Origin of the sequence: Klebsiella sp. BDA134-6 (assembly GCF_015601345.1) — a bacterium.
Taxonomy (GTDB): domain Bacteria; phylum Pseudomonadota; class Gammaproteobacteria; order Enterobacterales; family Enterobacteriaceae; genus Klebsiella; species Klebsiella grimontii.
On sequence record NZ_CP064784.1, the window covers coordinates 5,047,105 to 5,067,246 of the forward strand.

Genomic DNA, 20,142 nt, shown 5'->3' on the forward strand with positions numbered 1-20,142 from the left:
CTCAGTATCCATTTACCTGCAGAAATGCCTGGAAGCTGCTTTCGCTCCACGGTTCGCCCTGCTGGTCGTACATTCTGACGCCGTTCAGGCCGCTCACCAGCTCGCCGAGGTTTTCCGCGCCCTGCTCAAAGAGCGTTTCCAGGGTGGCAATAAGCTGTAGTTCCCAGCTTTCCGGCACCCGGCTGCGGGTTTGCCAGATCAGATTGGGATAGTCGCCGGGCTTGTGAATATTGCCGTTTCCGCCTTCCGCCGGCGGCGTGAACTGACGGCTTTCCGGCAATGCCGGGTTAAAGTCCAGGGATTCGCTCATGCCACGTTCTCCTCGATAAAAGAAATCTGGATCTGCTGGTCGTATACCCGCACCGGGTAGCGATGCAGGCTGCGGCCACCGGGGCCGTGCAAACACTGGCCGGTTTTGACGTCGAATACCGCTTCATGCAGCGGGCACTCCACCTTGCCATCTTCAACAAAGCCCTGGCTCAGCAGCGCATAAGCGTGGGGACAAACGTCTTCCAGCGCGTAATATTCGCCATCAATCAGATAGATACCGATTTCTTTACCGTCGATACTGCCGCTGTAGGGGAAATCTTCCTGTACTTGCTCCGCGTCACACACGCCAATCCAGCTCATCGCATTCCTCCGGGCTCTGTTTCATATATGAAACTCTGTTTCTTATTTAATACGGTCAATATAAAAGCGATGAATCTTTCGTCAAGCGCTAATGTGATTAAATTGTTAATGAATAGACTTTTAATTAGCTAACTGTGGAATTGATCACGAAAAAAAGCAGCCAGATGAAATGATGATATTTAAAGTGCTCTTTCATTATAAATAACGCTATCTCTTAAGAAATGAAGTGGACCTGTTGACTTCTTTTCACAATGCTCGTTAGAAATGAGCACAAAGGTAAATCTCACAGTTTCACATATGAAACAAAATGAAATTTTAACCTTAAAAAACATAGAGTTTCATAGGTGAACCATTTTAGTCAGGTGATTATTTCTGGCGTTAAAAAAATAATAACCAATATGTATTAAATTTAAAAAAGAGGTAAAACATGGCGGCAAGATGGCAAGGTACTATCGCACTACTTTTGTTAATAATTATTTCTTACGTCGATCGGGTAAATATCTCGGTAATGATCCTGAACCCCGAATTCGCCGCTCACTTTCATTTAAATGAAAACAGAATGTTACAAGGCATGCTGATGGCATGCTTTCTCCTGGGTTATGGTTTATCGGCATTAATATTAACTCCGCTTATAGAAAGCAGGCTCAACTATCGCCAGGGACTGTTAAGCAGCGTGGCAATATGGGCGCTGGTTTGCGCGGTTTCGCCGCTGCTGGGCTCGCTGCTGGGAATGTTAATCGCGCGCATCGTTCTCGGCGTTGCCGAGGGGCCGCTATTCTCGCTGAAAACCCGCTTTATCAGCGATAGCTTCGCTGCCGATGAGGTTGGTAAACCTAACGCCGTGACGGCCCTCGGCGTCTCGCTCGGGCTGGCGATGGGCTTTCCGCTGGTCACCTGGCTGATGGCGCACGTCGGCTGGATGGGTTCGTTTTACGCCCTGGCGCTGCTGAACCTGCTGCTCGGCGGCGGATTAATCTGGCGCTTTCTGCCCGCCCCTGTCGTCAATGAACGCTGCGCAAAGCCCGGTATCATCAAAACCTTTACTCTCGCCTGGCGCACGCCGCTGCTCGGCTGGATCCTGGTGGTGGAGATCGCCACCCTCAGCTATCTGTGGGGCAGTAGCGCCTGGCTGCCGGCCTGGCTACGCGACGAGCATCACTTCTCGCTGCAGGCCACCGGCCTGCTGGCGGCGGTTCCGTTTCTGCTAAGTCTGGGGTCAAAATTTCTCGGCGGGGTATTGCTCGATAAGATGCGGCCGGAGCAGGCGCCCGTGCTGTTTATTATCGGCGGCCTGCTGACCGCTCTGTCGGTGTTGGCGCTGATGCTCAGCCACCAGCAGGCGATGCTGGCGCTGTTTATGCTGGCGGCGAACGTATTCTGGGGGTTGCAGGGCGCGGCGATCCCTGCGGTCGTGCAGCACCATGCGCCACGCGAGGCGGTCGGCAGCGCCTATGGCATTATTAATGGCATCGGCAATATCTGCGCAGCGTTTATCCCGCTGCTGATGGGGATGGTCATGAAGTCGGCGGGATCGGTAAGCTCGGGATTCTCGGTGCTGGTGGTATCACAGCTGATGACGCTTTGCGCCGGAGGCGTGCTGCTGCTGCGCATGCGTCGCGCAGCAGCAGTGAGCGTCTGAGGCTTATTCGCCTTTTTTCGCCGCCTGAATGTAGAGCATTTCCAGCGCCAGCGTCGCCGCCGCCAGGGCGGTGATTTCGGACTGGTCGTAGGCCGGAGCGACTTCCACCACGTCCATGCCGACGATGTTCAGATCCTTCAGGCCGCGCACCAGCTTGATCGCCCGATCGGAGGTCAGGCCGCCGATCACCGGCGTACCGGTACCCGGGGCAAACGCCGGGTCCAGGCAGTCGATATCAAAGGTCAGGTACACTGGCATATCGCCGACGATCTGTTTCACCTGAGCGATCAGGTCGTCAACGCTGCGATCGTTGACCTGGCCCGCATCCAGCACCGTGAAGCCGTTGTCTTTATCAAACTCGGTACGGATACCGATCTGCACTGAGTGATTCGGATCGATCAGGCCTTCGTTCGGCGCGGTGTAGAACATGGTGCCGTGGTCAAATTCGCAGCCGTTGGCGTAGGTATCGGTATGGGCATCAAAATGCACCAGCGCCATTTTGCCAAAGTGCTTAGCGTGAGCGCGCAGCAGCGGCAGGGTGACAAAGTGGTCGCCGCCAAAGGAGAGCATGCGTTTACCTGCCGCCAGCAGTTTTTCCGCGTGGGCCTGCAGCTTTTCACTCATTTCACGCGCGTCGCCGAAGGCATAAACCAGGTCGCCGCAGTCCACGACGTTCAGGCGCTCGCGCATGTCAAAATTCCACGGGAAGCGGTTGTGCTCCCACGCAAGGTTCGTCGACACCTGACGGATCGCCGCCGGGCCATGACGGCCGCCCGCGCGTCCGGAGGTCGCCATATCAAACGGTACGCCGGTGATGACCCAGTCCGCATCGCTGTCATACGGCATGAAATTCATCGGTAGACGCAGAAAACCAAATGCGTTGGATACCAGGGAGTTATCGTATTGATGACCTAAGGTGCTCATGGATATGACCTCTTTTACCGTCGTTGCGTTGAAATACAAATATAAAAAAACCCTTCCGCGTCGTTAGGCCCGACGAGGAAGGGTTTAAATGAGTTTACTGCTTAGTTGAGCGAATTATCGCCGTAAATGTCTACGCGTTCAAGTGAGTCTGGCGAATGGCCGTAATGAGCCTTCTCTCCCCCTCTCTTCCCTCTCGGCTACGGAGAGGACGTATATCACTCGTCTTCGAGATAAGTGTAGCCGTATAAACCCGCTTCGAACTCTTCAAGGAACTGCTGCTGCAGGGCGGCGTCCAGGTCCGTATTTTTTACCTGATCGCGGAACTGGGTCAACAGCGTGTTCGGATCGAGCTGCACGTACTGCAGCATATCCGCAACGGTATCCCCTTCATCCGACAGCTCAACTTCGACGCTGCCGTCAGGGAAGACAAACACGTCTACGGCTTCCGTATCGCCGAACAGGTTGTGCATATTGCCGAGGATCTCCTGGTAGGCGCCCACCATAAAGAAGCCCAGCATCGGCGGATTCTCCGGATCGTATTCCGGCATCGGCATGGTGGTCGCAATACCGTCGCCATCCACATAGTGGTCAATCGCGCCGTCGGAATCGCAGGTGATATCCAGCAGCACCGCGCGGCGTTCCGGTATCTTGTTCAGCCCTTCCAGCGGCATCACCGGGAACAGCTGATCGATACCCCACGCATCCGGCATCGACTGGAACAGGGAGAAGTTGACGTAGATCTTATCCGCCATGCGCTCCTGCAGTTCATCAATAATCGGGCGATGCGCGCGGTTGCTGGGGTCGAGCTGCTTCTGAACTTCATGGCACATATTCAGATACAGCTGCTCGGCCCAGGCGCGCTCTTGAAGATTAAAAGTGCCGGAGGAGTAGCCGATGTGGATATCGTGCAGATCCATCTGGCTGTCGTGCAACCATTCGCGCAGCGAGCGGCGGTTGCCGGTTTCCTGCATCTCCAGCCAGGTTTCCCACATGCTTTGCAGCGGACGCGCGGCGTCTTCCTCAGGCGGGGTCGCCTCGGTATATTCGTTACGCTCAACGCCGATAATGTTCGATATCAGCACGGTGTGGTGCGCCGTGACCGCGCGGCCGGATTCAGTGATCACCGTCGGATGCGGCAAACCGTTCTCTTCGCAGGCATCGCCAATCGCCCAAATAATGTTGTTGGCGTATTCGTTCAGGCCGTAGTTAACCGAACAGTCGGACTGCGAACGGGTGCCCTCGTAGTCAACGCCGAGACCGCCGCCAACGTCAAAGCACTGAATATTCACGCCCAGCTTATGCAGCTCAACGTAGAAACGCGCGGATTCACGTACGCCGGTGGCGATATCGCGAATATTGGCCATCTGCGAGCCAAGGTGGAAATGCAGCAGCTGCAGGCTGTCCAGATGCCCGGCAGAGCGCAGAATTTCAACCAGCTGCAGAACCTGTGTCGCCGCGAGGCCAAATTTGGATTTTTCGCCGCCGGAAGACTGCCACTTACCGGAGCCCTGCGAAGCCAGACGCGCGCGCACGCCAAGACGCGGTACCACGTTCAGCCGCTCGGCTTCTTCCAGCACGATGGCGATTTCCGACATCTTCTCGATGACCAGATAAACCTTGTGGCCCATCTTTTCGCCCACCAGCGCCAGGCGGATATATTCACGGTCTTTGTAGCCGTTACAAACAATGACGCTGCGGGTCATACCGGCGTGTGCCAGCACCGCCATCAGCTCAGCCTTCGAACCGGCTTCCAGACCCAGCGGCTCGCCGGAGTGGATCAGCGATTCAATGACGCGGCGATGCTGGTTGACCTTGATCGGATAAACCAGGAAGTAGTCACCGTTATAGCCATAAGACTCACGCGCGCGTTTGAAGGCGGCGTTAATCGAACGCAGACGGTGCTGCAAAATCTGCGGGAAGCAGAACAGCGCAGGCAGGCGCTGCCCCTGAGCTTCACGGGCTTTCACCAGCTCAGCAAGGTCAACGCGCGCTTCCGGGACGTCAGGATCCGGGCAGACGCTGATATGGCCCAGTTCGTTAACGTCGTAGTAGTTATTACCCCACCAGGCAATATTGTAAGTACGTAGCATCTTGCTGGCTTCCTGGGAGCTCATCGCAACCTCCTGCATGGAACGTAGTACACCGTGATCGCCTGCTGACGAAGGCGAAGATAATGACATGTCGTCAGACATAGCGAACCTCAAATTTTAGTAACAAGTGTAAAACAGTTGACTACTATCGCAATCCGAAGAAGCGATAACAACCCATAAACAGTCCGAAATCCCAGTAGATAGTGCTGGTCTTGCGGCTGAGCGACCGGTTTCTTATTCATATCATCGTAAAACACGTACCCGAACGGAGTATGACAGTCCGGAGAAACCACGAGAAAACCCTTGCTATCGCAAGAGCGCCCTTGTTCAGTGTTCCAGCAGCCTGCCGGCCCGGGAATCCTGAGAAGCGCCGAGATGGGTAGAACATCGGCTGGTTTGCATGAGAGAGATGCGGGTTGCGGGATAGTGACGCGCGACGGAACGACGCGACGAATCAGGCGAAAAACGTGGGTTCATTATCTGGTATCACCTCCACACTGCCCCGAGACGGGCCAGCGACAAGCCAAAGCTATACGTTCCAGACAGTCAGCGAAAACGCCGCTGCGGGACTCTGTCAATACAGACTGCTTAACCCGGCTGGAAGTGGCGTCACGAGGTAAATGCTCGTGCGCTGTTTTAATGAGCCGCGCGCGGCGTTTTATACCGAGAAGCGGGGTAAAAAGCAAAATAAAAATATGCGCGTTGCCGGGGATTGTCAGGAAAAATTGCCACCGCCCTTTTTCTATAAATGCGACGAATATCAAAAAAGGCTGGAAATGGGGTCAAGAACTGCCCTAAAATAGCCGTCCAGAAGTTAATCCATCTATACTGATTAACACTCAGACTGCTCGTGTCGCTACCTGCAAGCTTTGGTAGAGTCATCCGTCAAAGCCATTCTACACAACAGTATGAGCTACCCGAATCGTCCACAGGTGAAATAAAACATGGCAAAACACCTCTTTACGTCAGAGTCCGTATCAGAAGGGCATCCCGACAAAATTGCTGACCAAATCTCCGACGCCGTGCTGGATGCGATCCTCGAACAGGATCCGAAGGCGCGCGTAGCTTGTGAAACCTATGTCAAAACCGGCATGGTTCTGGTCGGTGGCGAGATCACCACCAGCGCATGGGTTGATATTGAAGAGATCACCCGTAACACGGTCCGTGAAATTGGCTACGTGCATTCCGACATGGGTTTTGACGCCAACTCCTGCGCGGTCCTGAGTGCTATCGGTAAACAGTCTCCGGACATCAACCAGGGCGTTGACCGCGCCGATCCGTTGGAACAGGGCGCGGGCGACCAGGGCCTGATGTTTGGCTATGCCACCAACGAAACCGACGTGCTGATGCCGGCGCCGATCACCTATGCGCACCGTCTGGTGCAGCGTCAGGCTGAAGTGCGCAAAAACGGCACTCTGCCGTGGCTGCGCCCGGATGCGAAAAGCCAGGTCACCTTCCAGTACGACGACGGTAAAATCGTCGGCATTGACGCGGTAGTCCTGTCGACCCAGCACGCGGAAGATATCGACCAGAAATCGCTGCAGGAAGCGGTGATGGAAGAGATCATCAAACCGGTTCTGCCGACCGAGTGGCTGAACAGCGCCACAAAATTCTTTATCAACCCAACCGGCCGTTTTGTTATCGGCGGACCAATGGGCGACTGCGGCCTGACCGGGCGTAAAATCATCGTTGACACCTACGGCGGCATGGCTCGTCACGGCGGCGGCGCGTTCTCCGGTAAAGATCCATCTAAAGTGGACCGTTCTGCGGCCTACGCGGCGCGCTATGTAGCGAAAAACATCGTTGCCGCTGGCCTGGCCGATCGTTGTGAAATTCAGGTTTCCTACGCCATCGGCGTGGCGGAGCCGACGTCAATCATGGTTGAAACCTTTGGTACCGAAAAAGTGCCTTCTGAGCAGTTGACCCTGCTGGTGCGTGAGTTCTTTGACCTCCGTCCGTACGGCCTGATTCAGATGCTGGATCTGCTGCACCCGATCTACAAAGAGACGGCGGCATACGGTCACTTCGGTCGCGAACATTTCCCATGGGAAAAAACCGACAAAGCAGCCCAGCTGCGCGAAGCGTCCGGTCTGAAATAATCTCCGCACTCCCCCCGCTTTCAAGGCCAGCCCCGCGCTGGCCTTTTTACTTTAGCTTCCCTCCGCTGACGCCGAATCCTGCCTTCCGCTCGTCAAAAATGGAAGCGATTACATCATATACAGCCCAAATATACTCCCCTAATACGTGCAAAATGTAATAACCCTTCACTTTGTTACACAATATTTCAGCAAAGTCTGATTAGCGCTTTTAATTTCTTAGACTAAACTCAATTAATATACTGATTTAAATACGTTTATAACAATTACGTTTCTTTACTCTAGTGTAACCGATTACACAGTCGTGATTACTATCACATTTTTTTACGACGTATTTACCTACCCTACGCATCGACAGGATCAATAACTCAACCGGAGGGCGTTATGCCTGACAACAAAAAACAAGGGCGTTCGAACAAGACGATGACGTTCTTTGTCTGCTTCCTCGCCGCACTGGCTGGCCTGCTGTTCGGCCTTGATATCGGTGTTATTGCGGGTGCCTTACCCTTTATTGCCAACGAGTTCCAGATAAGCGCCCACACTCAGGAATGGGTGGTCAGCTCCATGATGTTCGGCGCCGCCGTCGGCGCAGTGGGCAGCGGCTGGCTCTCCTTCAAACTCGGGCGTAAAAAAAGCCTGATGATTGGCGCCATCCTGTTCGTTGCCGGCTCGCTATTCTCCGCCGCCGCGCCGAACGTGGAAGTGCTGCTGATCTCCCGCGTGCTGCTCGGCCTGGCCGTGGGCGTCGCCTCCTACACCGCCCCGCTGTATCTGTCTGAAATCGCCCCGGAAAAAATCCGCGGCAGCATGATTTCGATGTACCAGCTGATGATTACTATTGGTATTCTCGGCGCCTATCTTTCCGATACGGCATTCAGCTACAGCGGCGCCTGGCGCTGGATGCTCGGGGTGATTATTATCCCGGCGGTGCTGCTGCTGATTGGCGTGGTTTTCCTGCCGGACAGCCCGCGCTGGTTTGCCGCTAAGCGCCGCTTTGTCGATGCCGAACGGGTTCTGCTGCGCCTGCGCGACACCAGCGCTGAAGCGAAACGCGAGCTGGATGAGATCCGCGAAAGCCTGAAGGTAAAACAGTCCGGCTGGTCGCTGTTCAAAGAAAACAGCAACTTCCGCCGCGCGGTATTCCTCGGCGTTCTGCTGCAGGTGATGCAACAGTTCACCGGTATGAACGTCATCATGTACTACGCGCCGAAGATTTTTGAACTGGCGGGCTATGCCAATACCACCGAACAGATGTGGGGCACCGTCATCGTCGGTTTGACCAACGTGCTGGCGACCTTTATCGCCATCGGGCTTGTCGACCGCTGGGGCCGTAAGCCGACGCTGATCCTTGGCTTTATCGTCATGGCGCTCGGCATGGGCATTCTGGGCAGCATGATGCATATCGGCATCCACTCCGCCACGGCGCAGTACTTTGCCGTTCTGATGCTGCTGATGTTTATCGTTGGCTTTGCCATGAGCGCCGGCCCGCTGATTTGGGTGCTGTGTTCCGAAATCCAGCCGCTGAAAGGGCGTGATTTCGGTATTACCTGTTCGACGGCCACCAACTGGATTGCCAACATGATCGTCGGCGCGACGTTCCTGACCATGCTGAACTCGCTGGGCAGCGCCAACACCTTCTGGGTCTATGGCGGCCTGAACATCCTGTTCATCTTCCTGACCCTGTGGCTGATCCCGGAAACCAAAAACGTTTCGCTGGAGCATATCGAACGTAACCTGATGAAAGGCCGCAAGCTGCGCGAAATCGGCGCGCGCGACTAGCCTGATACGCTTCCTCCCTCCCGGGAGGAAGCTTCTTCTTGCTCTCCTCACCCCGCCGCACTATCCTCTGGCGCTATGAAAACACCCCGAATTCCCATTGCCCTTCAACAGGCCGTTATGCGCAGCCTGCGGGAGAATCTGGCCAAAGCGAACCTCAAGCTGGGACGACTTTACCCTGAACCGGTGCTGGTTTATCAGCAGCGGGGAACCTCCGCCGGTACCGCCTGGCTGGAGAAAAATGAAATCCGCCTTAACCCGGTGCTGCTGCTGGAAAACCAGCAGGCGTTTATTGATGAAGTCGTGCCGCACGAGCTGGCCCACTTGCTGGTGTGGAAGCACTTTGGCCGCGTGGCGCCACACGGCAAAGAGTGGAAATGGATGATGGAAAGCGTGCTGGGCGTTCCGGCTCTGCGCACCCATCGTTTCGAACTCGATTCAGTCCGTAAAAATACCTTCCCCTACCGCTGCCAGTGCCAGCAGCACCAGCTTACCGTCCGCCGCCACAATCGCGTGATGCGCGGAGAGGCCACCTATCGCTGCGTGCGCTGTGGAGATGTTCTGGTGGCGGAAAAGTAATCTCCGGAAATAATTGGAAATTTTCTGATCTGACTGATTGCGTCTGGCAATCACATTCGTTACGTTGCGGGCTCGTTTTGACACGGAGTTAACGATGTCCCGTATTCATATTTTTACTGTCGCATTTCTCAGCGCGGCGGTATGCGCTCCGCTTGCAGCGGAAGGAATCAACAGTTTTTCTCAGGCCAAGACCGCTGGGGTCAAGGTCAATGCCGATGCCCCCGGCGATTTTTACTGCGGCTGTAAGATCAACTGGCAGGGAAAAAAGGGGGTTATCGACCTGGAGTCTTGTGGCTATAAAGTGCGTAAAAATGAAAATCGCGCCAGCCGGGTCGAGTGGGAGCATGTGGTTCCCGCATGGCAGTTTGGCCATCAGCGTCAGTGCTGGCAGGACGGCGGGCGCAAAAACTGCGCTAAAGATCCGGAATACCGCAAGATGGAAAGCGACATGCATAACCTGCAGCCGGCGGTCGGCGAGGTCAACGGCGATCGCGCCAACTTTATGTACAGCCAGTGGAACGGCGGCGAAGGCCAGTACGGTCAGTGCGCAATGAAGGTTGATTTTAAAGATAAAGTTGCCGAGCCGCCGGCGCGCGCACGTGGCGCCATCGCCCGTACCTACTTCTATATGCGCGACCGCTACCAGCTCAATCTTTCCCGCCAGCAAACCCAGCTGTTTACCGCCTGGGATAAGATGTACCCGGTCACAACCTGGGAGTGCGAACGCGACGCGCGTATTGCCAAAGTTCAGGGCAACCATAATCCTTATGTCCTGCAGGCTTGCCAGGCGCAAAAGAGCTAACCTACACTAGCGGCAATTGTTAATTTGCAGCTTTACTCCTCCCCCTTTACTGGGGGAAGAGACATCTGCGCTAAGAACGGAACATCAAGCATGCGCATTCCTCGCATCCATCACCCGGAACGCATTACCACGGGTAGCCAGATAGCTCTTTCCGACGACGCGGCCAACCATGTCGGTCGCGTTTTACGGATGGGTAAAGGCCAGGCTATAGAGCTTTTTGACGGCAGCAATCAGGTCTTCGAGGCGGTTATTGTCGAGGCCGGTAAGAAAAATGTTCTGGTTGAAGTACAGAGCAGCAAAGTTGATAACCGTGAATCCCCTCTGCATATCCATTTGGGCCAGGTGATGTCCCGCGGCGAAAAAATGGAATTCACCATCCAGAAATCGATCGAACTTGGTGTAAGCCTCATAACGCCACTGTTTTCCGAGCGCTGTGGCGTTAAACTGGACGCCGAACGTTTGCAGAAAAAGATCCAGCAGTGGCAGAAAATCGCCATTGCCGCCTGCGAGCAAAGCGGCCGCAACGTGGTGCCGGAAATCCGCCCGGCCATGCAGCTTGAAGCCTGGTGTGCGGAGCAGGACGAGGGCCTGAAGCTTAATTTGCACCCTCGCGCCAGCGCCAGCATTAATACGCTGCCGCTGCCGGTCGAACGTATCCGGCTGCTGATTGGCCCGGAAGGCGGGCTTTCGGCAGAAGAGATAGCGATGACTGCTCGCTACCAGTTTACTGATATCCTGTTGGGACCGCGCGTTCTGCGTACAGAGACAACTGCGCTCACTGCCATTACCGCCCTGCAGGTGCGTTTTGGCGACTTAGGTTGAAGCGTTAACGGAGAAGAACAATGATTAAGCTCGGCATCGTGATGGACCCCATCGCAACCATCAACATCAAGAAAGACACCAGCTTCGCCATGTTGCTGGAAGCGCAGCGTCGCGGCTATGAACTCCATTATATGGAGATGAACGATCTGTACTTAATCAACGGCGAAGCCCGCGCCCGTACGCGCAAGCTAAGCGTCGAGCAGAACTACGACAACTGGTACGCGTTCAACGGCGAGCAGGATTTGCCTCTCGCGGAGCTTGACGTCATTCTGATGCGTAAAGATCCGCCGTTCGATACCGAGTTTATCTACGCGACCTACATCCTCGAACGCGCCGAAGAGCAAGGCACGCTTATCGTCAACAAACCGCAGAGCCTGCGCGACTGTAACGAAAAGCTGTTTACCGCCTGGTTCTCCGAGCTGACCCCGGAAACGCTGGTCACCCGTAATAAAGCGCAGTTGAAAGCCTTCTGGGAAAAACACGGCGATATCATTCTCAAACCGCTGGACGGTATGGGTGGCACCTCTATTTTCCGCGTAAAAGAGGGTGACCCTAACCTCGGCGTCATCACCGAGACGCTGACCGAGCTGGGCAACCGCTACTGCATGGCGCAGAACTATCTGCCAGCCATTAAAGATGGCGATAAGCGCGTGCTAGTGGTTGACGGCGAGCCGGTTCCTTACTGCCTGGCCCGTATCCCGCAGGGCGGCGAAACCCGCGGTAACCTTGCTGCCGGCGGTCGTGGCGAAGCGCGCCCGCTGACCGAAAGCGACTGGGCCATCGCCCGCCGCGTTGGCCCCACGCTGAAGGCCAAAGGCTTAATCTTCGTCGGTCTGGACATCATCGGCGATCGTCTGACGGAAATTAACGTCACCAGCCCCACCTGCGTCCGTGAAATCGAAGCCGCCTTCCCGATTTCCATTACCGGGATGCTGATGGACGCCATCGAGAAGCGCCTCAATAAATAAAGCGCTTATTCCGGCTGCAGGCCCGCGCCTGTAGCCTGGAGCCAGCGCAGGCGATTCGCTTTCAGGCTCAGGCAGGCAAGCCCCTGAAACCTGAAAGATAAAGTGAATCGACACTCCCTTGCTTTACCCGCATACTGGGTGCTGCTTTTTTGAACCAGGAACAGAACCTCTGACAATGAATTTACAGCATCACTTTCTAATTGCCATGCCTGCTCTCCAGGACCCGATGTTCCGTCGCTCCGTAGTCTATATCTGCGAGTATAACGATGACGGTGCCATGGGCATCATCATCAATAAGCCGATGGAAAATCTGCAGGTTGAAGGGATCCTGGAGAAATTAAAAATCACGCCTGAGCCGCGTAATCCCGAGATCCGCCTGGATAAACCGGTGATGGTTGGCGGTCCGCTGGCCGAGGATCGGGGTTTTATACTGCATTCGCCGCCTTCCGATTTCTCCTCCAGCATCCGTATTTCCGATAACACGGTGATCACTACCTCCCGCGACGTGCTCGAAACGCTGGGTACGGATAAACAGCCGGAGAACGTGCTGGTTGCGCTGGGCTATGCTTCCTGGGAGAAAGGCCAGCTGGAGCAGGAGATACTGGATAACGCCTGGCTCACCGCGCCGGCCGATCGGAATATTTTGTTTAGCACGCCGATAGCCGACCGCTGGCGTGAGGCTGCGAAGCTGATTGGCATTGATATCGTGACCATGCCAGCCGAAGCGGGGCACGCGTAATGAGCGGAACGTTTTTAGGCTTCGATTTTGGCACCAAAAGCATTGGCGTCGCCGTAGGGCAGCGCATCACCGGCACCGCCCGCCCCCTCCCCGCGTTGAAAGCGCAGGACGGTAAGCCTGACTGGAACGTTATTGAGAAACTGCTGAAAGAGTGGCAGCCCGAAGCCGTGATTGTCGGCCTGCCGCTGAATATGGACGGTACGGAACAACCCCTGACCGCCCGTGCGCGCAACTTCGCGAATAAAATCCATGGCCGCTTCGGCGTGCAGATAATCCTGCATGATGAACGTCTGAGCACGGTTGAAGCCAGAGCCGGGCTATTCGAACAGGGTGGATTCCGGGCGCTAAAAAAAGGCAGCGTGGATTCCGCTTCTGCCGTCATTATTCTGGAAAGCTACTTCGAGCAGAGTTACTGAAGCTGAATGATGGCGCCCCATACCAGCGGCAGGCGCCATCATCCGGATTTCATGTTTAGTGGCGCAGATGTTCATTCGCCCAGCTTACCGCCTGAGTCCGGTTCTTCACGCTTAGCTTACGGAACACGTTATACAGATGGGTACGCACCGTGTTTTCACTGATAAATAGCGCGCGGGCAATATCCAGATTTGTCGCCCCGCAGCGAAGTTCATTCAGAATTTCACATTCACGCTCGGTCAACGGTGAATTTTCCGCAGGCGCCGATACATGATCCGCAGCATACATCGCCGGGTGCATCACGCTCAATTCAGCCGTCTGTTCGCCGTTCAGCACAGCCCTAACGCCCTCAATTAAGCGCGATTCATCATCGTCATGACGGAAAACGCCGTACAGCGCTGGCCACTGCGCCATTTCGTAGAGCTCATACTTTTGTGCGCTATTGATAATCAATAAACGGGGGTTATCTCCCTGCATGCGAATAATATCACGCCATACGCTATTCAACTTTTTATTTGAAACCGCAATATCAAATAATATTACAGAATTTTTCAAAAGGCGTTGCGCGAGGGGTTTGTTAATATTTTGCAGAATGACCGATGCGGATAACCTTTCGGCCAGCCAGGTCGCAAATGCTTTGCTTTGAATGGAGGGGTGAGTAATAAAAGTAACCTGGTGAGAAAAAGCCAAATCCTCAGATAAATTAATCACTTAAAACTCTCCTTAGTTGATTTCCGCCTTCATAGCGGTTAAATGAATTAACAAGAATACGATCGTCTGTGTATTTATAAAAACAAACCACTTTTACACATTGAAACAATATTCCATGGGAATTTTCCTATCCCTGTAAACAGCATAAATCGAATGCCTTAAGAGAGTCAAAAGATTATCAAACTTTTTTCCTGGTTATGAGAGGTTTATGTCAATTCGTTTTTCATGGAATACATTATTCGGCTTAATCTTAGGTGTTTATTTGTAATATCAAATAAGGGTAGCAAACATTAATAAAACATTATTATAACAAGCTATTGGTAGGATCTCTGAATATAAAAAGCGCAGCTACAAAAGCCCGGCGGCCGTACGTTGCTGAAAGCTTTGCGTAAATGTTTGCATGCCCGATTGCTGCCCGGTTTGCATTACGCCGGGCAGCTGATGCGTTTTCCCCTCTCGGATCAAATTAGCCACCGCCGGGGTATTAACCAAAAGCTCGTATAACGCAACTCTGCCGCCAGCAGCATCTGGAAACAGTTTTTGTGCCAGCACCGCGCACAAACTTCCCGCCAGCTGACTGCGTACCTGCTCTTTCTCCTGCGCCGGAAAGACGTCCACCAGCCTCTCAACCGCCTGCGCCGCGCCGCGCGTATGTAGCGTCGCCATCACCAGATGTCCGGTCTCCGCTGCCGTTAATGCCAGGCGGATCGTTTCGCTGTCACGTAGTTCTCCTAACAGAATGACATCCGGGTCCTGACGCAGCGCGGCGCGCAGGGCAGCGGCAAATGAGGGGCAGTGGCGGCCGATTTCCCGCTGCTGAATCAGACAGCGCTCGCTGCGGTGAATAAATTCAACCGGATCTTCCAGCGTCAGGATATGACCGCTGAGGCGCTGGTTAAGATAGCCCACCATCGCCGCCAGGGTGGTTGATTTCCCGCTACCGGTAGCCCCCGTGACCAGGATAAGTCCGCTCTCCTCATTGAGCAGCTCCGTTAAGGCGGCCGGCACACCGAGATCCGCCAGCTGAGGGCAGGTTTCCGCCAGCAGACGCAGCGCCAGCGACAGACCGCGATTGTGCACAAATGCGCTGGCGCGCAGACGCGGCCCACCCGCCGGAGTCAGCGCGAAATCAACCTGTCCGCAGGCCTTCCACTGGTCGAGCTGCTCGGCGTTGAGCCAATCAGTGAGTATTTTGCCAATATCAGGGGAGGTAAACGGCGCGGGCTCCAGCTTGCCCTGGCGACGCCAGCGCGGCGCTGAAGCATTGCACAGGTGTAGATCGGAGACGTTATGCTTTACACTAAGGGCCACTATTTCTTCCAGTTCCATAACTCATCCTCGGTATATGAACGATATTGCGCATAACCTGGCACAGGTCCGGGACAAAATCTCAGCCGCTGCCGCACGCTGCGGCCGTGCTCCAGAAGAAGTTACGTTGCTTGCAGTCAGTAAAACGAAACCTGCGAGCGCTATCGAAGAAGCGATGGCTGCCGGCCAGCTCGCGTTTGGCGAAAACTATGTCCAGGAAGGCGTGGATAAAATCCGCTACTTTCAGGGAACGGGCGCAACCGGTCTACAGTGGCACTTTATTGGTCCGCTGCAGTCCAATAAGAGCCGTCTGGTGGCCGAGCATTTTGACTGGTGCCATACCGTAGATCGTCTCAAAATCGCCGTCCGCCTGAGTGAACAGCGCCCGGCTCAACTGCCGCCGCTCAACGTGCTAATTCAAATCAACATTAGCGATGAGCAGAGCAAGTCGGGTATTCCGCCTGAAGAGCTGGACGCGCTGGCGGCAGAAATCGCTAAACTCCCTAATCTGCAGCTACGCGGTTTAATGGCCATTCCCGCGCCAGAGTCAGAATATGTAAGGCAGTTTGCCGTCGCCCAACAAATGGCGGTAGCATTTGCGCGGCTAAAAACGCACTACCCTACCGTCGATACGCTGTCGCTGGGAATGTCGGATGATATGGAAGCCGCCATCGCGGCGGGAAGCACTATGGTGCGCATCGGAACCGCAATTTTCGGCGCGCGCGACTACAGCAAAAAACAAGGAATCTGAGGAACGCCATGAAGACGTTGACTTTCCTGCTCTCAACGGTCATTGAGCTTTACACAATGGTCGTGTTGTTACGCGTCTGGATGCAGTGGGCGCGCTGCGACTTTTATAACCCGTTTTCGCAGTTCGTGGTCAAGGCTACGCAGCCTGTCGTTGGGCCGCTGCGCCGTATTATCCCGGCGATGGGGCCGCTCGACAGCGCCTCCCTGCTGGTCGCATTTATTCTCTGCGTCGTGAAAGCTATCGTCCTTTTTATGGTCGTCACCTTCCAGCCGATTATCTGGATCTCCGCGCTGCTGATCCTTATCAAAACTGTCGGCTCGCTGATCTTCTGGGTTCTTCTGTTAATGGCGATCATGAGCTGGGTAAGCCAGGGCCGCAGCCCGGTGGAATATGTTCTGATGCAGCTGGCAGACCCGCTGCTGCGCCCGATCCGCAGGCTGCTGCCCTCAATGGGCGGCATTGATTTCTCGCCGATGGTGCTGGTTCTGCTGCTGTACGTAATCAATATGGGTATCGCCGAACTGTTGCAAGCTACCGGCAACGTTCTGCTTCCGGGGCTGTGGATGGCGCTATGAGTGCCGTCGAAGCCTGCGCTGACGGGTTGGTCTTACGGCTGTATATTCAGCCCAAGGCCAGCCGCGACAGCATCGTTGGTTTACATGGCGACGAGCTCAAAGTCGCCATTACCGCACCTCCCGTTGACGGCCAGGCCAACGCCCATCTGGTAAAATTCCTCGCCAAACAGTTTCGCGTAGCGAAAAGCCAGGTGCTTATTGAGAAAGGCGAACTGGGCCGCCACAAACAGATAAAAATCATTCATCCGCAGCAGATCCCGGACGGGATCGCCGCGCTGACAGAATAAACAGGATCTCATATGCAAAAAGTTGTTCTCGCTACCGGCAACCCCGGAAAAGTGCGCGAGCTGGCCTCGCTGCTGGCAGATTTTGGCCTCGATATCGTGGCGCAAACCGAGCTGGGCGTGGATTCCGCAGAGGAAACCGGCCTGACGTTTATCGAAAACGCCATTCTGAAGGCGCGCCATGCCGCGCAGGTGACCGGGCTCCCGGCCATCGCCGATGACTCAGGTCTGGCCGTCGATGCATTAGGCGGGGCGCCCGGCATCTACTCCGCCCGCTATTCCGGTGAAGATGCGACCGACCAGCGCAATCTGGAAAAGCTGCTCGACGCGCTGCGCGACGTGCCGGACGATAAGCGCCAGGCGCAATTCCACTGCGTGCTGGTCTATCTGCGTCATGCGGAAGATCCAACGCCGCTGGTTTGCCACGGCAGCTGGCCGGGCATCATCGCTCGTGAAGCCGCAGGCAACGGCGGCTTTGGTTACGACCCAATATTCTTTGTTCCGACGGAAGGTAAAACCGCAGCGGAGCTGAGCCGTGAAGAAAAGAGCGCCATTTCCCACCGCGGACGCGCGCTAAAACTGTTACTGGAAGCCTTACGTAATGGCTAATTTGCCGCCCCTGAGCCTCTATATTCACATCCCGTGGTGCGTGCAAAAATGCCCGTACTGCGATTTTAACTCGCATGCGTTAAAGGGCGAGGTACCGCACGACGACTACGTTCAGCATCTGCTGAACGATCTGCGGGCCGACGCCCACTATGCGCAGGGACGTGAAATCGGGACTATTTTCATCGGCGGCGGTACGCCGAGCCTGCTCTCAGGCACGGCGATGCAAACCCTGCTCGACGGCGTGCGCGAATCTCTTCCGCTGGCATCCAACGCGGAAATCACCATGGAAGCCAACCCCGGCACCGTGGAAGCGGATCGCTTTGTCGAGTATCAGCGCGCAGGTATTAATCGCATCTCCATCGGCGTACAGAGCTTTAGCGAACAGAAGCTGCAGCGGCTCGGACGTATCCATGGGCCACAGGAAGCCCGGCGCGCGGCAAATCTGGCAAGCGGTCTGGGACTGCGCAGCTTTAACCTCGATTTAATGCACGGTCTGCCGGATCAGTCTCTGGAAGAGGCGCTGGATGACCTGCGCCAGGCAATCGCGCTCAATCCGCCGCACCTCTCCTGGTATCAGCTGACCATTGAGCCAAACACCCTGTTTGGCTCGCGTCCGCCAACCCTGCCGGACGACGACGCGCTGTGGGACATTTATGAACAGGGGCATAGCCTGCTCAGTTCGGCGGGCTATCAGCAATATGAAACCTCCGCCTACGCTAAGCCGGGCTATCAGTGCCAGCATAACCTGAACTACTGGCGCTTTGGCGACTACCTGGGGATTGGCTGCGGCGCGCACAGCAAAGTGACGTTCCCGGATGGGCGCATATTGCGGACGGCGAAAACCCGGCATCCACGCGGCTACATGGAAGGCCGCTATCTGGAGCGCCAGCACGATGTGGAAGATGCGGATAAACCGTTTGAGTTCTTTATGAACCGTTTCCGCCTGCTGGAAGCCGCCCCGCGCGATGAATTCAGCCGCTACACCGGCCTTGATGAGCGTACGATCCGTCCGCAAATCGATGCCGCCATCGCCGAAGGCTACCTGATGGAAGATGAGCGCTACTGGCAAATTACCGAGCACGGTAAGCTATTTTTGAATTCCCTTCTCGAACTTTTCCTCAGCGAATAATCTCCTCTCCACTTATCCCGTTATAAAAATAGCGGGATAATTAATTATTCGTTTTTTACGAAACATCAATATCACTATTCCCGAAGCATCTCAATTCAACATTTCCAGTGAAAATAAATTCACATTCATTTATTGAAAATAAATATAACCAACCGCACAAAAATATCTTTTTGATCGACTTATTGAGAAAAAGTGTGAGACAGATAGCTTAAAGATGTACGACAACAAGGATAATATGTCATACAGAAACAAAGATTACCCCTTAAGATATTGACCAATTACCCCAAGTGCATGGAGCCGACTCATGAAAAAATTCTCTTTTTCTCGTTCTCTGGTGTGTGTATCTTTGCTTGCCCTGCTCTCCTCAGGCGCAAGCGCGGCTGAAAAAGTCACATTAAAACTGGCACATAACCTTGAACGCAGCCATGTTGTTCATCAGGCCTTTGAGGAGATGTCCAAAGAGGTTAACCAACTTTCCAACGGGGCTATAAAGATCCGTATTTATCCCAGTAGCCAAATGGGCAGCGCGCGTGAAACGCTGGAGTTATTACAAAATGGCGCGCTGGATATGACCAAAGGTTCCGCCAGCGATCTGGAGTCCTTCGATAACGTCTACGCGATATATAATTTACCGTTCCTGTTTAAAGACCAGAATCACTTCAATAAAGTCGTCTTCGGTGAGGTGGGTAAGGAAATAATGGAGTCTACGAAAGATAAAGGATTCTTTGCGCTTTCCGCTTATGTTGCCGGGACCCGCAGTTTTTACGCCAAAAAGCCCATCACTAAACCGGAAGATTTAAAAGGATTGAAAATCCGCGTCCAGGCCAGCCCGACAACCTTAAAAATGGTCGAATTAATGGGCGGTTCGCCAACGCCCATTTCCTTTGGTGAAGTTTATACCGCCATGCAGCAGGGCGTGGTGGACGGCGCGGAGAACAATGTGCCTTCCTGGGTGCAAACGCGCCATATCGAAATCGCGAAAGTGTTCTCTGAAGATGAACATGCCTCCATCCCGGATTTCCTCGTTATCTCCAGTAAAACCTGGGACAAACTGACGCCGGATCAGCAGCAAATCCTGATCAAGGCGGCAAAAGCTTCCGAAGCGTATCAGCAAAAACTGTGGGACAAGATCGACGCCGACACCCGCGCGCAGGCCAAAGCCATGGGCGGCGAAATCATCAAAGTGGATAAAGCACCGTTCCGCGCCGCCGTGCAGCCGCTGTTTGATGACTTCAAAAAAGATCCGAAGCAGGCCGCCCTGCTGGACAAATTTGAAGCTGCCGCCGAATAACACTT

Annotated in this window: 22 protein-coding genes; 15 read left to right on the forward strand and 7 right to left on the reverse strand. The window is 54.6% G+C overall.

Annotated elements, in window-relative coordinates; all coding sequences use genetic code 11:
- Position 1: 1 nt before the first annotated feature.
- Both IYV58_RS23305 and IYV58_RS23310 read right to left on the reverse strand, forming a co-directional pair.
- Positions 2-310, reverse strand: coding sequence for a recombinase-like helix-turn-helix domain-containing protein (locus IYV58_RS23305; RefSeq protein WP_004125120.1), 309 nt, complete (start codon positions 308-310; stop codon positions 2-4).
- A complete protein-coding gene (locus IYV58_RS23310; RefSeq protein ID WP_004125124.1) occupies positions 307-630 on the reverse strand; it encodes a Rieske (2Fe-2S) protein in 324 nt (107 codons plus the stop codon). Before IYV58_RS23310 ends, IYV58_RS23305 begins: the two co-directional genes overlap by 4 nt.
- A 427-nt stretch (positions 631-1,057) precedes the next feature.
- Here IYV58_RS23310 and IYV58_RS23315 point away from each other — a divergent pair, with 427 nt between their 5' ends.
- On the forward strand, positions 1,058-2,269 hold the full coding sequence (locus tag IYV58_RS23315; protein WP_195729288.1) for an MFS transporter: 1,212 nt from the start codon (positions 1,058-1,060) through the stop codon (positions 2,267-2,269).
- Between the two features lie 3 nt (positions 2,270-2,272).
- Here the strand turns inward: IYV58_RS23315 and speB are convergent, their stop codons facing one another.
- The 3 genes from speB to yqgB all read right to left on the reverse strand — a co-directional run bounded on the left by speB (position 2,273) and on the right by yqgB (position 5,525).
- Complete coding sequence (gene speB / locus IYV58_RS23320) at positions 2,273-3,193, reverse strand: agmatinase (protein WP_004125131.1); 921 nt, start codon at positions 3,191-3,193, stop codon at positions 2,273-2,275.
- A 215-nt stretch (positions 3,194-3,408) separates the two neighbouring features.
- A complete protein-coding gene (speA, locus tag IYV58_RS23325) occupies positions 3,409-5,385 on the reverse strand; it encodes a biosynthetic arginine decarboxylase (protein ID WP_195729289.1) in 1,977 nt (658 codons plus the stop codon).
- 8 nt (positions 5,386-5,393) lie between these two features.
- A complete protein-coding gene (gene yqgB / locus IYV58_RS23330) occupies positions 5,394-5,525 on the reverse strand; it encodes an acid stress response protein YqgB (protein WP_075210876.1) in 132 nt (43 codons plus the stop codon).
- A gap of 702 nt (positions 5,526-6,227) precedes the next feature.
- On the opposite strand from yqgB, the gene metK reads away from it, so the two are divergent.
- From metK to ruvX, 8 genes are all read left to right on the forward strand, one after another.
- Positions 6,228-7,382, forward strand: coding sequence for a methionine adenosyltransferase (metK, locus tag IYV58_RS23340; RefSeq protein WP_004125136.1), 1,155 nt, complete (start codon positions 6,228-6,230; stop codon positions 7,380-7,382).
- Between the two features lie 381 nt (positions 7,383-7,763).
- Entirely contained in the window at positions 7,764-9,158 is a 1,395-nt protein-coding gene (locus IYV58_RS23345; RefSeq protein ID WP_004125138.1) for a sugar porter family MFS transporter, read from the forward strand.
- Between the two features lie 75 nt (positions 9,159-9,233).
- Positions 9,234-9,734, forward strand: a complete 501-nt coding sequence (locus tag IYV58_RS23350; RefSeq protein ID WP_087828544.1) for a SprT family zinc-dependent metalloprotease — start codon at positions 9,234-9,236, stop codon at positions 9,732-9,734.
- A gap of 94 nt (positions 9,735-9,828) precedes the next feature.
- Positions 9,829-10,536 carry a deoxyribonuclease I gene (endA, locus tag IYV58_RS23355; protein WP_195729290.1) on the forward strand — a complete coding sequence of 236 codons (708 nt, stop codon included), beginning with the start codon at positions 9,829-9,831 and terminating at the stop codon, positions 10,534-10,536.
- Between the two features lie 90 nt (positions 10,537-10,626).
- The gene (rsmE, locus tag IYV58_RS23360) at positions 10,627-11,358 is read left to right on the forward strand and encodes a 16S rRNA (uracil(1498)-N(3))-methyltransferase (RefSeq protein ID WP_004125147.1); all 732 of its coding nucleotides are present in this window, start codon (positions 10,627-10,629) and stop codon (positions 11,356-11,358) included.
- Between the two features lie 20 nt (positions 11,359-11,378).
- Positions 11,379-12,326: a glutathione synthase gene (gshB, locus tag IYV58_RS23365; protein ID WP_049113275.1), complete on the forward strand. Its 948-nt coding sequence runs from the start codon at positions 11,379-11,381 to the stop codon at positions 12,324-12,326.
- A 175-nt stretch (positions 12,327-12,501) separates the two neighbouring features.
- Positions 12,502-13,065 (forward strand): YqgE/AlgH family protein, encoded by a 564-nt coding sequence (locus tag IYV58_RS23370; protein WP_004125153.1) that lies wholly within the window; start codon positions 12,502-12,504, stop codon positions 13,063-13,065.
- Positions 13,065-13,481 carry a Holliday junction resolvase RuvX gene (ruvX, locus tag IYV58_RS23375; protein ID WP_004125157.1) on the forward strand — a complete coding sequence of 139 codons (417 nt, stop codon included), beginning with the start codon at positions 13,065-13,067 and terminating at the stop codon, positions 13,479-13,481. Before IYV58_RS23370 ends, ruvX begins: the two co-directional genes overlap by 1 nt.
- A 55-nt stretch (positions 13,482-13,536) precedes the next feature.
- Here ruvX and IYV58_RS23380 read toward each other — a convergent pair whose 3' ends face one another.
- Together IYV58_RS23380 and IYV58_RS23385 are read right to left on the reverse strand one after the other, a co-directional pair.
- Entirely contained in the window at positions 13,537-14,190 is a 654-nt protein-coding gene (locus tag IYV58_RS23380; RefSeq protein ID WP_123828819.1) for a LuxR C-terminal-related transcriptional regulator, read from the reverse strand.
- Between the two features lie 348 nt (positions 14,191-14,538).
- Positions 14,539-15,519, reverse strand: a complete 981-nt coding sequence (locus IYV58_RS23385) for a type IV pilus twitching motility protein PilT (RefSeq protein ID WP_004125170.1) — start codon at positions 15,517-15,519, stop codon at positions 14,539-14,541.
- A gap of 16 nt (positions 15,520-15,535) precedes the next feature.
- Here IYV58_RS23385 and IYV58_RS23390 point away from each other — a divergent pair, with 16 nt between their 5' ends.
- From IYV58_RS23390 to IYV58_RS23415, 6 genes are all read left to right on the forward strand, one after another.
- Positions 15,536-16,249 carry a YggS family pyridoxal phosphate-dependent enzyme gene (locus tag IYV58_RS23390; protein WP_139529325.1) on the forward strand — a complete coding sequence of 238 codons (714 nt, stop codon included), beginning with the start codon at positions 15,536-15,538 and terminating at the stop codon, positions 16,247-16,249.
- An 8-nt stretch (positions 16,250-16,257) separates the two neighbouring features.
- Positions 16,258-16,824: a YggT family protein gene (locus tag IYV58_RS23395; RefSeq protein ID WP_004105714.1), complete on the forward strand. Its 567-nt coding sequence runs from the start codon at positions 16,258-16,260 to the stop codon at positions 16,822-16,824.
- Positions 16,821-17,111 (forward strand): DUF167 family protein YggU, encoded by a 291-nt coding sequence (gene yggU / locus IYV58_RS23400; RefSeq protein WP_112166741.1) that lies wholly within the window; start codon positions 16,821-16,823, stop codon positions 17,109-17,111. Before IYV58_RS23395 ends, yggU begins: the two co-directional genes overlap by 4 nt.
- A 12-nt stretch (positions 17,112-17,123) precedes the next feature.
- Positions 17,124-17,717, forward strand: coding sequence for an XTP/dITP diphosphatase (locus IYV58_RS23405; protein WP_049113279.1), 594 nt, complete (start codon positions 17,124-17,126; stop codon positions 17,715-17,717).
- Positions 17,710-18,846, forward strand: coding sequence for a radical SAM family heme chaperone HemW (gene hemW / locus IYV58_RS23410; RefSeq protein ID WP_195729291.1), 1,137 nt, complete (start codon positions 17,710-17,712; stop codon positions 18,844-18,846). The genes IYV58_RS23405 and hemW overlap by 8 nt, the downstream gene beginning before the upstream one ends.
- 304 nt (positions 18,847-19,150) lie before the next feature.
- The gene (locus tag IYV58_RS23415; RefSeq protein WP_004125181.1) at positions 19,151-20,137 is read left to right on the forward strand and encodes a TRAP transporter substrate-binding protein; all 987 of its coding nucleotides are present in this window, start codon (positions 19,151-19,153) and stop codon (positions 20,135-20,137) included.
- The last annotated feature ends 5 nt before the right edge of the window (positions 20,138-20,142 follow it).